This window comes from Rufibacter ruber, from assembly GCF_001647275.1.
Classification (GTDB): domain Bacteria; phylum Bacteroidota; class Bacteroidia; order Cytophagales; family Hymenobacteraceae; genus Nibribacter; species Nibribacter ruber_C.
On the sequence record NZ_LRMM01000013.1, the window covers coordinates 25,067 to 38,470 of the forward strand.

Genomic DNA, 13,404 nt, shown 5'->3' on the forward strand with positions numbered 1-13,404 from the left:
GGAAGAATGCATTAAAAGTCTACTTCAAAGGCCCCTACGTCTGGGGTAGCGGGGTCACGCGGCTTGTTCTCATAGTCCAGCAGGAGGCCGGGCAGGGGAGTGCCCGCTTTGTTGGCGGGAGAAAGTTTAATGAGCTGGAAGTTGAATTTTTCGCCGTCTACAAACCTGGGGTCTACATTCACCTGATTGCGCAGGGCGCCGGCCTCCAGCTCCCCTTTATGCAGCAGGGTTTTCACGAACGAGTACCTGATGCTTCGGCCTGATCCCGCCCCCATGCCGCCCAGTTGCAGCTCTTCATCCAGACGGCCCCACAGAATGCTGTTCACCACCTCTGCCTGGTACGGCGCCTCCCGCTGCACCTTACCCTCCACCACATATCTTTCCTGAAAAACAACAGAGGCCGAATTCCTGATAAAGTCACTGCTGTAGTTGGCAATGGTGCTGTACAGGATTTTGTAGGTCCCGCCCCCCAGGCCTGCCAAGGCATACTCCCCGCAGTTGGTGACCACACTGTTGACCAGCTGCACCTTTCCCCCCACACTCAGCACCCCGGCCTGCAGCATGTTTTTCAGGAAACCGTGCTCTACCGTGACCTCAGGGGAAGAAGCCCCCTGCGCCACCAGCTTTAAGCCCGTCACTGCGTTTTTGATCTCTACATAGCGCAGCACACTCCCCGGGCTACTCGCCCGAAACTCAATGCCCTGCCATTGCCCTGGGGCATTTCTATACGGCTCTTCCTGCCTGATCTGCTGGAACCGCACCCGCTCCTCATGGGTCCCCATTACGTTGAGCGTGCCCAGCACCTTCAGCTTGGCCTTGTTCTGGAGGTACACCTGCACCCCTTTTTCTATGGTAAGGGTACAGCCGGCCGGCACCGTCACAGAATCATAGATCACAAATGCCTTCTTCCCGGCCCAGGTCTCGGCACAGGCCGTCTGGTAGTTGCGCCGGAAATAGGCGGCATTCTGGCCGTAGGCCACCAGCTTCACCTTCTGCTCATTGCCGTTGGTCAAAAACAGGATGGAGTCATTTACCAGAAAGGGCGTGTCATCTGCGTGGGGATTGATGGCCGCTTTCACCAGGACCAGCAGGCTGTCACCGCCCAGTAACTCCACCCCGTGCAGCTGTGGCCCCTGCCTCCCGTTCACCAGCACCTGAAACGGGGAGTTTCCCAATCCCCCTACTTTGATCTCAGAGATTCTGACGGCCTTCTTGTGGGGGTTGTACACTTTCAGGCGTTTGGTAATAGAGCCAACCTCTGTGAACACCGTATCAAACACCACTGAATCTGCCTCAAACCTTAACAGAGCGCCGGCGTCTGGGGTGAATTCTTCTTCCTGCGGGGTGCAGGCGCTCCACCAGACCAACACGCACAACAGCGCCAGGCTTGGCAGCAGGGCGTTGCGGGAACGGCGTATCAGGTGATTGAACATCTATGCAGGAACGGGTAAAGGTACGGCAGCAGCTAGTCTGGCTACGGAATCCGGTTTAGGTCTGTTTTCAGAAAAATAGGCCAAAAACGGCAGAAACAAAAAAAGCGCAGCCAAGGCTGCGCTTTTCACAGGGTATTTCTTACGCTTGGGCGCCTTCTTTCAGGCGCTCGGCGTTCTCCGCAATTCTAAGCTGCTCCACAAACTCGTCAATGTTCCCGTCAACCACGTTGGGCAGGTTGTACACGGTCAAACCAATACGGTGGTCTGTGACACGGCCTTGGGGGTAGTTATAGGTCCTGATCTTGTCTGACCGGTCGCCGCCGCCTACCATGCTCTTGCGCTGGGCACCTTCCTCTTCGTTTTTCTTGGCCAGTTCCTGCTCATAGATACGGGAGCGCAGCACCGCCAGTGCCTTGTCAAAGTTCTTGAGCTGTGACTTCTGGTCCTGGCACTGCGCCACCAACCCGGTGGGAATGTGGGTGAGGCGTACCGCCGAATAGGTGGTGTTCACAGACTGACCGCCCGGCCCTGAGGAACAGAACAGGTCCTTCCGGATGTCGTTCATGTTGAGCTCAATGTCCAGCTCCTCCACTTCAGGCAGTACCACCACAGAGGCCACCGAGGTATGGATACGGCCCTGGGTTTCTGTGGCCGGCACGCGCTGTACGCGGTGCACCCCAGACTCAAACTTGAGTTTGCCGTACACGTCTTCGCCCTTGATGCCCACAATCACTTCTTTGTAGCCCCCCGCGGTGCCTTCCATCACGTCAATGACTTCCATTTTCCAGCCTTGCTTTTCTGCGTAGCGGCTGTACATGCGGTACAGGTCACCGGCGAAAAGCGAAGCCTCGTCACCGCCCGCGCCCGCGCGGATCTCCATGATGATGTCTTTGCTGTCATTGGGGTCTTTGGGGATGAGCATCTCCTTGATGGTATCTTCCATCTCCTCGCGCTGCGGAAGGAGTTCATCCAGCTCCTCTTTGGCCATCTCCCTGAAATCTTCGTCTTTTTCAGTGGCAATGACCACTTTGGTATGTTCAATATTGCTGAGCAACAGTTTATAGCGCTCGTATTCGGCCACGATCTTCTCCAGGTCCTTAAACTCTTTGTTCAACGACTTGTATTTCTTCATGTCGCTGATCACGTCTGGCTGGATAAGCTGTTCACTTACCTCTTCAAACCGCTGCTTGATCGCTTCCAGTTTATCTAACATCTTCTGCGTTACTTAATTCAGGCCGCAAAGATAGGGAATTTCCCTTGCATTTGCCCGTGGCCGTTTTTGGTCTATTTTTCTGAAAACAGCCCGGAAACGCAAAAAGTTGCCATTACCGCACCTGTACCTCTGCCACGGCATGGCCCAGCTGGCCCTGCGCCGTAAGTCCTTCTGCCACTGCCCGGTATGTGGTTTTGGGGTCTGCGGCATAGAAGGCAATTTCAGCTTGCCCCTGGGCGTTGGTGGTGACTGATGGGTTCCAGTACAGCGTAGAGCGTATGTCTGGCATATCCACTTCCTGGGGTTGATCATAGCGGGGAGCGTAAAATTCCCGTACTTTCTGGTACCGGAAGCCGTTATAGGCTGCCAACCCCTCGTTGCGGCTGCTGCCCACTACACTTTGGCCTCGCTTTAAAGTGACTGCAATCACACCGCCGCCGCCTTGCAGCCCATAAATGGCGGCCATGGGCCCCGGCTTCAGCACATCAATGGTTTCTACCTCTTCTGAGTTGAGCATTCTGATCTGCTCCGCGTCTACGGGCATGCCGTCTAGCAAGTACAGCGGCGACTGGCTACCGCGCATGGAGATTTCGCCGTTGATGACCTGTAGCCCAGCCACCCGGCCTTGCAGGCTGCTGATGATGTCCAGGCCCGGGGGCAGGTCTGCGCCTTTGATGGTTCGGTCAGCAGTGCTATGAATACCCCGCCTCAGGTCAACCTCATCGTTTTCTTCTTTTCTGCCGTGCACTTCTACTGTATTTAAGAGAATACTTTTGCCGGCCAGCTGGTCTAGCCGCAGCTGTTCCTGATTGCCCCGCAGGTACGCCCACATCTGATCAGACAGCAAGGATAGCGGCAGGCCGTAAGGGGGCCTCCCAACTACAGGTACCAAAGGCACTCCTTTGTCCAAGAGCACGTTAAGGCTGCTTCGGCCTTTAGGCCCGCGCGCCTGCACCACGTATTTGGCACTGTCTGTGAGGTCTTTCACCCCGAAGATGAATTTACCCTGGGCATCTGCCGTGGCGATGACAAACAGCGGCGACTCTTTCAGCCCCAGCAGGGTAACCACGGCCCCCGGTTCGGGCTTGCCCGAAAGCCGTTGTACTGTTCCGCTAATGGCCAATCCCCGCTCCAGCGGATAAGCCAACATCACGTCTTTTTCCTGTAGCACGTCTTTCCAGACAAACCGCCGCCAGCCTTGGGTAAGCAGGAGGTTGTCAAGGGCTATCTGGGTTTCTGTGTCCTGTGACCGGAAATAGTACCCCGGCTGCTCTACAAACCCCTGCAGGTCTGAAGTAAGCAGCAGGTGGGTGAACAGGTTCCCTGCCTGCGGATCTGCCTCTACTTTTTTGGCATCTGTCACGGCTACTGAGAAACGGCCCTGCACCGGTTTGCCCGTCACATCTTTGGCCTGCAGCTGCATCGTTATCTTCTCCCGGGGCTTGTAGGCCTCTTTTGGAGAGGTTAAAGCCAACTGTAACCCCTGTGATTCATGCATGAAAAACAGCCGTTCCGCCAACGGTTCACCCGTCTCAGAAAACAAGGCCAGCTCAATGACACCCGCCGGTAACGTTTTGCGGGGGATATCCAGCAACAGCATGTCTTTGCCCGTACCGCTGTAACCAGAATAGCATGCCCTGCCGCGGGAATGGCCCACTACATTGATAAGTTTAGGCCTATCAGTGGGCGAGAAGCCATTCAAAACCACCCGGGCCACAATTTTGTCTGGCTTAGTGTTGTCTACCATCATGACCACACCTTTTTCCTTCGCTAACGGCAACGGATAAACGGTCACAGTACCTTTGCTGTCTTGCAGCCTGGCTTCATAGCGTTTGCCCGCCTGGGGCATCATCCCAAACCGCCCCATGCCAAACTTCTGGCTCTTAAAATCTGCCACCTTGGCCCCTGTCTCATCCAGTATCTCCCCTTGCACGTCTTTTCCCAGACCGTTGGCCCCAACTGCTTTGAAACCAATCCGGCTCCAGATGCCATTCACCAACTCTCCGCTTTCCGGGAAGAACTGCAAGTCAATTTTCTCTGTGGCGGTGGGAATTTTTAGCACCTTCTGAATTTGCCTGCCTTCTTGCTGCACATTCAGGAGTAACTGGGCCTGCTGCCGGTTTTCATTGTCTGGTAAGTAAAAGCGCAGTTGGGCGGCTCCGCCCAGGTTGGTGGTGCCTTTTTGCTTACCAGCTGTTTTCTTACCCATTTGAATGGCAGAGGTAAACGGAAGCAGGCCCAACGCCTCTTTTTTATAATTAGATAACCCCAGGTTCACCAGCACAGAGTCTCCGTTGCCCTTCCGCTTGAACGTAAATTCCGCCGCAGGCAAAATACCGTCTACCCGGGGGTTCCAAATCTGCACGTTCTGGTGGAAGAAATAACTTTCCCCCTTGTTCTGCATCCAGCTGGTAAAAGCCCGCACCCGGTACAACCCCGCCGGTATAGTGTCTTCTAAGGCAAAGTCACCCTGCCCAAACCCATTCTGTATGTCTACCACCGCCCGCCGGTACACAGAGTCCTGGGGGTTGATGAGTTCCACGTACAGCACCTTGCTCAACGGACTGGGCACATGGTACGCCGCGTCTACCAGATAGGCACTGAACCAGATGTCTTCCCCGGCGGCATAATACGGCTTGTCCAGGTGCAGGTAGACTTTCTCCTGCGGGTAATTCTTCCCAAAGGCAGCGAGCTTTGCCAGAATCTTCTCCAGCATGCTTGCATCCTGCCACTGTTTAGGCGCAAAGGCTGAAACCCAGAACAGCCCCAGCAGAAGGCAGGAGAAAACCAGTACCCGTATCCTTGACTTCATCTTTAATATAAATTGATATTCTTACAGACCCTAAATGCAGCAGCGTGAAAGTTTCTATAGCCGTTACCGCACCTGCATTTCGCCAATACCCCTACCTAGGCTTCCCTTTGAAGTGACTCCTTCTACCACGGCCATATAACTTGTCTTAGAGTCTGCACAATAGAAGGCCACCTGCGCTTTTCCCTCTGCATTGGTCTTGATGGCGGGGTGCCAGTACAAGGTGGTTCTCCAATCTGGCACATGCACCTCAGACGGCTTATCATATTTGGGCATGTAGAACTCCCGCTCCGTCAGAAATTTTGGCCCCCTATAAATTGCTACACCTTGCCAACGGGCATTGGTCTTTGCGGCATACGTACCTGGTCTCTTTAAAATAATGGAAATCACTCCATATACCCCTTCAGAACCATAAATAGCAGAGGGGGCACCTGGCATAAGCACATCTACCCGCTCCACCTCTGTCACATCAACCGCTTGCGCCATACCCATGTCTGCCCGAACGCCGTCAATCAAGTACAGTGGTTCTGTAGAACCGGCTTCACTTGCCCCTCCTTCTCCGCCGAAATCAAACGATTGCCTTGCCGCCCCCCTGAGCACCAACTTACCCTCAACCATGGCAACTCCCGGTGTTCTTCCAGGCAGACTGGAGATAATGTCTATACCTGGTGAGAATCTGCTGCCAGAAACGGAGTAACTAACATCTCTGGGGGCATGAAGGGTACTGCGGTCAGCCATACTTCTGTTTGCATCAGGATCTTTACGGCCTCTGATAACCACTTCACCCAGCATCACTCCCTTGCCCATAGACTGATCTACTTTCAACTGTTCCCTATTGCTGCGCAGGTATGCCCACTGTGGGCCAGACAACGGAGTGGCAAGCGGTGCATAAGGCACCTTGGGCTGCACAACAGCAGGAGCCAACGTCTCAAGGTTGACCAGTAAATTACTCTTCCCTTTTTGGTTACTGGCCTGCAGCACCACCCTGGAACTATCTGTTAAGGGTGGCAACGCAATAGAGAACCTTCCCTGCGCATCTGACTGCCCTACCAGCATATTCTTCATTTTAGCCACATCAAACATAGTCACCACCGCATCTTTCACAGGCTTCTTCTCATTATATTGGGTTACCACGCCACTCACTGACAGCCCCTGCTCTAACGGAGAAGACATAACTGGAAACTTATCTTTCATGATCTCTTGCCAGACAAACCGGCGCCAGCCTTGCGTGAGCATAAGATTGTCTAGCGCCAGCTGCACCTCTGGCTGATCAGAAGAGAAATAATAATCTGGCTGCTCAATGTACCCCTTCAGATCTGAAGACAATTGCAGATACGAAACTATGTTGGCAGCATGGGGGGCGGGTACTACCGTCTTGCTGTCTGTCACACTCAGGGAGAAATTGCCAACAACCGGCGCACCCGCTGCATCTTTCACTTCAATTTGCAGCGTAGCCTTTTCTCTTGGCTTGTAAGCAGGCTTGTCTGGGATAACAGCTATCTTCAGGTTCTTGCTTTGATTTACAAAAACCAACCGTTCTGCCAGAGGTTCGCCAGCCTGATTAAAGAGCGTAATCTGCGACACCCCTGAAGGAAATTTCTCTTTAGGGATATCTACCTGGAAGACATCACGCCCAGTGGCACTGCTGGCCCCAAAGAAAGTGACACCTCTTGCTTGCGCTACCACATGCAGCCCCGTAGGCTTGCCAGTGCCTTCTGCAAACCCAACTGCATAGCACTTTACCCGCACCTTGTGTGACTTGGTATTGTCTACCGCCATAACCATGCCTTGGTCCAAAGGCAGCGGCAGGTGATAAGTGGTCTCAGATCCGGTTGCGTCTTTGACCTTGGCTTCATACCGCTTTCCTTTCTCTGGCATAAACCCCAGACGGCCCATGCCAAACTTGAGGCTGGCAAAATCTGCGACTTTGTTTCCACTCTGATCAAATATACCGCCCTTCACCTCTGCCCCCAGGCCTTGGGCATCTACCGCTTTAAAACCTATGGTGTTCCAGAACCCGCTCACTAAATTTCCTCCCTCCGGAAAAAACTGCAGGTCTATCTTGTTCGGTTTAGGTATAAGCAGGTTCTTAGTGATTGTCTGCTGCCCCTGCACAAAAGCCAACCGCAGCTGGGCGTTCTGCAGACCATCTGTATCTGGCAGGAAGAACCTGAGTTTGGTTTTACCCGAAGGGTTGGTGGTCACTTTACGGGTACCCATCTTTTTTGCCCCTTGCAGCACGGTATAAGTAAGCGCTGTTTGCGGCCCGGGCGCGGCAGAGGGAGTCAGTAACTGCAGGTCAACCAGAACAGAGTCCCCTTTGGCCTGAGGCTTGAAGGCAAAATCAGCAGCAGGGGTTAAGTCACTTTCCCGCGGGTTCCAGATCTGCACATTTTGGTGATAAAAATACGCCTCATCAAAGTTCTGCATCCAGCTGGTATAGGCCCGCAGGCGGTACAGCCCTGCCGGAATAGTATCTGACAAGGTAAAATCACCAGCCCCCTTCCCTTCTTTTATCTGAAGCACCACCCGCTGGGCAATGGAATCCTGCGGGTTCACCAATTCTACATACAATACTTTACTGATGGGGCTAGGGGCGTGATCTGAGCTGTTCACCAGATAGGCACTAAACCACATATCTTCCCCGGCGGCATAGTAGGGCTTATCAAGATGGAGGTAGACTTTCTCCTGCGGATAGTTATTTTCAAAGAAAGTGAGCTTGCCAATTATTTTTTCCAGCATTCCCTCTTGCCAAGCCTTGGGGACAAAAGCAACAAACAAGCAAAAGCAGGCCACAGACAGTAACCTGAAGGCAATCTTTGATTTTGGGGACATGAATAAAGGGGATAGGCTAGTGTATACAAACTATATGAATCAATAAATCTACTGAAAGAATTGATTTAAACTATAGGTGATCAAATATAATTTTTAACATAGAAGAAGCCGCTCATGAAGCTGCAATCATTAGACTGGTTAGGTTTTATGATTGCCCTGCCAAAGTCTGAGCTTGACTAGTTTGCAGAGCATTTACAGATGGCTGGCAGCTATTCCCTGAAAGACACCTTATGCCCACAACCGTTGCAGGAACCTCAGCGCATTCTGGTGACTCACGGCTGCCAGCGCTGTCTCAGGGTACTGCTCCCTCAGCTCCTGTAAGATAACCTGGTACTGCCGGGCGTTGCGGTGCCCCTCATGAAAATTAGATTCCCCGCCAGCCATGATGCCCGTCTCCTGAAAAAAATCTGCGCCAAAGCAGAGGGCTTGCGGCGCGTGCTCCAGCCCGTAGTGCACATGCTCCAGCAAGACCTCGGGCCGCTCTGGGTGCACAAACTTCTTAAGGAAGTTAAGCCCAATCAGCCCCTCCCGCCGCACCACCTCCTGCACCAACTCCAGCGGCAGGTTGCGGGCGTTGCCGTACACCTCCCTGAAATTGGAGTGGCTGGCAATCACCGGAACCTCCAGCCCATGCCGGTCAATAAAATTCAGCAGGGCATAGGCGGCGGCGTCTGAGGTGTGGGCCAGGTCCAGGGCAATGCGGCGGCCGTGCAGGTAGCGCAGCAGCTCCTCGCCGTCTGGTTTCAGACCTATGCCCGGGGTAAAGTTGCCGCCGCAGAACCGGTTCTCCTCAGCGTGGGTGAAACTGATGTACAGCAGCGGGCCGGCCAGGCGTATGATTTCCTCCAGCCGCTCAAAGGCCTTTTCCAGCGGCTCGCCCTCTTCCACCAGGCCAGACGCGTTCTCAATAGCCCCCATGATGGCCACCCGCTCGCCCTGCGTCACCTGCGCCAGCACCTGCTGCTGGTTTACCCCGGCAAAGCAGCTCTCCGCCTGCAGCAGGTCCTCCCTGTAAAGCCGGGCCTGTTTCAAAGTAAACGCCGCACTTCCGGGCTCGGTGGGGGTGAAGAACGCCATGACCTGCAGCCTCACCCGCCCTTCCTGCAAATGCGGAATGGCGCAGCCTATCATGTCTACATCCATGGCTGTGGCCTGCGGTACCCACGCCAGGTACCCGGTAAGGTCGCAGTGCAGGTCAATGATGGGAAGGGGATGGTTCAATGTATTATTCCTTGTGTTATTTCTTAAGGTATATCTCTTTCCGCCCGGGGCATACCCCTAAGCCTGAGTGAACGTATTCAAAAGCAATACAGAAGCTTGCCCACAAAGTGAAAAGGCGGTCTACGGAAGCCTTTCCCATTCGGCCCAAATATTTTTCAGAAGGCACGGTAAAAAGCACAGGCCCGGTTTGTCTTTGCACCCCTGTCATTTACGGCCTTCCCCTGGGCTTCTGTTTTAGGGCTGTTTTCAGAAAAACAGCTCCAAAACAGAAATTCAGCTAAAAACCAACTCAAGCCCCAGAGCGGACAAAAAATTTCTGTTTTTGGCCTGTTTTCTGGAAAACAGGTCAAAAACACCTGCTTCTGTCCTGGTGGCCCAGCGGCTATCCTGAAGGCAGATTCCCCCTTCTTTGGGCTTCCTGTTCTGCCAACATACAAAGAAGCGGCGGCTCCCGCACCACAAAGCCATATTTTTTCCCGATTTTTGCAGAAACAAACTTCGGCGCAGCCGAAAGCACAGCCCACAGATTATGACCGCACTACCTTCTATCATCCTGCACAACGGCAAAGAGCACTCGCTCAAACGTTTTCACCCGTGGGTCTTCTCAGGGGCCATCAAAAAGATGGACGAGGGCGTGCAGGAGGGCGACGTGGTGGCCGTCTATACCAACCGCCGCGAGTTCCTGGGCATTGGTCACTACCAGCCGGGCTCCATTGCGGTGCGCATCTTCTCGTTTGACGAAGTAGAGATTGACTACGCCTTCTGGAAGAGCCGCGTGCAGCGCGCCGTGGACTACCGCCGGGAGCAGGGCTTCCTGGACAACCCCCAGACAGATGTGTACCGGGTCATCTTCGCCGAAGGTGACAGCCTGCCCGGCCTCATAGTAGATGTGTACGGCAACACCGCCGTGCTGCAGGCGCACAACGTGGGCATGTTCCACGTGCGTCATGAGATTGCCCGGGCGCTGGTAGAAGTCTATGACGGCACCCTCACCGCCGTGTATGACAAAAGCGCCGAGACCTTGCCCAGCAAAGGAACCGAGCAGGGCCAGAACGGCTACCTCATTGGCGAAACGCCCGTGCCGCACGTGGTCACTGAGAACGGCAACAAGTTTCTGGTGGACTGGGTGACGGGGCAGAAGACCGGCTTCTTCATTGACCAGCGCGAAAACCGGGCCCTGCTGGCGCATTACTCCAAAGGCAAAACCGTCTTGAACACCTTCTGCTACACCGGCGGCTTCTCTATTTACTCTTTGAACGCCGGGGCCACCGCCGTGCACTCAGTAGATGTCTCCAAGAAAGCCATTGCCCTCACAGAGCAGAACGCCGAATTAAACCAAGGCCAGGACCGCCACCAAGCCACCGCCATTGATACGTTTGAGTTCTTGCGTGGGAAAGAAGGTCTGTATGATGTGATTGTCCTGGACCCGCCTGCCTTTGCCAAGAGCCAGAAAGTACGCCACAACGCGCTCATGGGCTACAAGCGCCTCAACGCCGAGGCCATTGAAAAGATCAAGCCCGGCGGGATCATCTTCACCTTCTCCTGCTCGGGCGTGGTGGACAAAGACCTGTTCCAGAGCACCGTCATGGCCGCCGCCATTGAAGCCGGCCGTAACGTGAAAGTCATGCACCACCTCTCCCAACCCGCTGACCACCCCGTGAGCATCTTCCACCCGGAGGGTGAGTATTTGAAGGGCCTGGTGCTGTATGTAGAATAGTTAGTAGCAGGTAGCACGTAGCAAGACTTGTGATTCCTGTTTTCGGGCTGTTTTCTGAAAAACGGCCCGAAAACAGGAAGGCCTCTGCCGTTTGATGTCGGCAGAGGCCTTTCTGTTTTTTTCTAACCGCCAGTTGCCGGAGAAGCACTGGCGCGAGACTCCAGTCTCGTGACTGGGGATGAAGCGAGTCTCCAGACCCGCCGGGAACCACCTGTTATTTCTTGAACGTGTATCAATTATTTATATGACTCAGAGGACATGGAAATAAATTTGAGCCAATAGAGGATCGGGAATGGACCTTTCGCTGCTGGGCAGCGAGAGTAGTCTGGAGACTACCAGTTATCCGTAGGCGCGAGTCTGGAGACTCGCGCCAGAAGGTTGTTAACTTGATAAGCCACAGGAATCACTTCCGCGTCAGAACAGGCACGCAAAGACTTGAATATTCCGTTTTTGGCCTGTTTTCGCCAAACCAGCCCAAAAACGGGAAAATAAAGTCTTGCTACCTGATACGCGATACTTGATACTAAGCGAAGCGCCCCAGCACAAACTGCTTCTCCAAATTCTCCGGCTGCAGGGCTTCATCCAGACTCATTCTGATGCGCCATTCTTTGGGGTAGTGGTTGTTCACGCGGTTCTGGAGCTTCTTGCCCCAGCCCAACCCTACGCCGTTGAACTGCACCAGCACCCAGCCGTTGGCGGCTTCTTCCAAAGACACGTCTTCGCGGTGCAGGAACTTGAGGGCGGTGGCCAGGTCTACCTCCGCCCGCGGAAAAGCGTCTGGGGCCAAGTGCTGCGAGAGCGCCAAAGCGGGGAGCGGTTTTACGTTGTTTTTGACGGCTTCGGCCAGTTCAATACCACCATAGACCACGCGCAGATTCTCATACACCTGCTCCAGTTCCAGCATCCAGGCGGCGGGTAAAGCTCTGAGGGTGTCCTGATGTTTGACTATTTCCCAGTCTTTCGGCTCCTTGAGCCAGTTTTGCACCAGCGCTTTCTCCTGCTTTGACGCTGATACCAGATAAGGCCGTTTGCTTTTGCGGTATTTGCCCGCTTCGTCGCCGCCGGTTTTGCGCACCGCGGCTAAAAAGAAACCTTCGCCCTGGGTTTTGTGGGGGTAGAAACGGTAGCCGTGCATGCCTTGTTCCACCGTTTGCGTGACCTGCCAGTCGGATTGCAGTTCCAGGGCAACGGTTTCTACATCTTGCTGTTGCGCCAGCCAGGCCAGGTTTTCTTCGTTTTCCTCAGCATTATAGGTACAAGTGCTGTAAATGAGCATGCCGCCGGGTTTGAGGCAGTCCCAGACATCCATGAGTATGCGGCGCTGGCGCTCAGAGCAGAGTTTCACGTTGGCCTCTGACCATTCCTGAATGGCATCCGGGTCTTTCCGGAACATGCCTTCGCCCGAGCAGGGCGCGTCTACCACCAGCACGTCAAAGAACCCGGTGAGCGACTGGAAATGGCTGGGGTCATTGTTCGTCACCACCACGTTGCCGCTGCCCCATTTCTGAATATTTTCGGCCAGAATGCCGGCGCGGGCCCTAATGACCTCATTGCTCACCAGCAGGCTCTCAGGCGAAAGCAGCGAAGCCAAATGGGTCGATTTTCCGCCAGGAGCGCCGCACAAATCCAGCACCGCCAGCGGCTCCTCCAGGTCTACGCTTTGGGTGAGCGCCTGCTCCAGAAACATAGAACTGGCCTCCTGCACATAGTAGGCGCGCCGTGAAACAGCGGGTCAGCGTGAAGCTGGGGCGGGTGGGGAGGTAGAAGCCGGTTTGGGTCCAGGGCACTTCGGGCAAGCCCGATGGCAAATCTGCTTTGCCTGTATTCACCCGTATGCTGGTGGGCGAGGCTTGGCCCAAAGCCGCCGTGAAAGCGTCAAAATCTGCTCCCAACTGGGTTTGCATACGGTTCTGGAACGAAGACGGAAGTTGTACAGGCATAAATGAAAGTCAAAACGTAAAGCCTAAGCCACCGCAAAGATACCATTTCTGTTTTTGGCTTGTTTTCTGAAAAACAGGCACAGAAAGACAGGATTTCAGACTCAATCAAGAATGTGGTCATCCTGGAAAGATCTTGGCAGCGAACGGCATTAATAAGTAATCAGGGCTTTTCTAGCTTGCCCACAAGATCCTTTCAGGATGACAAGATATGGGGGGGCACGGCTATCATGATGTAA

The 13,404-nt window shown here is 54.1% G+C and carries 8 protein-coding genes; 1 reads left to right on the forward strand and 7 read right to left on the reverse strand.

All coding sequences use genetic code 11. From position 1 onward, the window contains the following. Positions 1 to 11: 11 nt before the first annotated feature. From A8O25_RS07180 to A8O25_RS07200, 5 genes are all read right to left on the reverse strand, one after another. Positions 12 to 1,433, reverse strand: coding sequence for a hypothetical protein (locus tag A8O25_RS07180; RefSeq protein ID WP_066832713.1), 1,422 nt, complete (start codon positions 1,431 to 1,433; stop codon positions 12 to 14). 139 nt (positions 1,434 to 1,572) lie between these two features. Continuing rightward, positions 1,573 to 2,646, reverse strand: coding sequence for a peptide chain release factor 1 (gene prfA / locus A8O25_RS07185; RefSeq protein ID WP_066832715.1), 1,074 nt, complete (start codon positions 2,644 to 2,646; stop codon positions 1,573 to 1,575). Between the two features lie 112 nt (positions 2,647 to 2,758). After that, positions 2,759 to 5,458, reverse strand: a complete 2,700-nt coding sequence (locus tag A8O25_RS07190) for an MG2 domain-containing protein (RefSeq protein WP_066832718.1) — start codon at positions 5,456 to 5,458, stop codon at positions 2,759 to 2,761. A 63-nt stretch (positions 5,459 to 5,521) separates the two neighbouring features. Continuing rightward, on the reverse strand, positions 5,522 to 8,197 hold the full coding sequence (locus A8O25_RS07195; protein ID WP_066832721.1) for a TonB-dependent receptor plug domain-containing protein: 2,676 nt from the start codon (positions 8,195 to 8,197) through the stop codon (positions 5,522 to 5,524). Positions 8,198 to 8,518: 321 nt separating this feature from the next. Further along, positions 8,519 to 9,511, reverse strand: coding sequence for a dipeptidase (locus A8O25_RS07200; protein ID WP_066832724.1), 993 nt, complete (start codon positions 9,509 to 9,511; stop codon positions 8,519 to 8,521). A gap of 529 nt (positions 9,512 to 10,040) precedes the next feature. On the opposite strand from A8O25_RS07200, the gene A8O25_RS07215 reads away from it, so the two are divergent. Further along, on the forward strand, positions 10,041 to 11,228 hold the full coding sequence (locus A8O25_RS07215; protein WP_066832736.1) for a class I SAM-dependent rRNA methyltransferase: 1,188 nt from the start codon (positions 10,041 to 10,043) through the stop codon (positions 11,226 to 11,228). 523 nt (positions 11,229 to 11,751) lie between these two features. Here A8O25_RS07215 and A8O25_RS07220 read toward each other — a convergent pair. Together A8O25_RS07220 and A8O25_RS23755 are read right to left on the reverse strand one after the other, a co-directional pair. Then, complete coding sequence (locus tag A8O25_RS07220; protein ID WP_241498952.1) at positions 11,752 to 12,915, reverse strand: methyltransferase RsmF C-terminal domain-like protein; 1,164 nt, start codon at positions 12,913 to 12,915, stop codon at positions 11,752 to 11,754. After that, positions 12,797 to 13,168 (reverse strand): hypothetical protein, encoded by a 372-nt coding sequence (locus A8O25_RS23755; RefSeq protein ID WP_338152736.1) that lies wholly within the window; start codon positions 13,166 to 13,168, stop codon positions 12,797 to 12,799. The genes A8O25_RS07220 and A8O25_RS23755 overlap by 119 nt, the downstream gene beginning before the upstream one ends. Positions 13,169 to 13,404 lie beyond the last annotated feature (236 nt).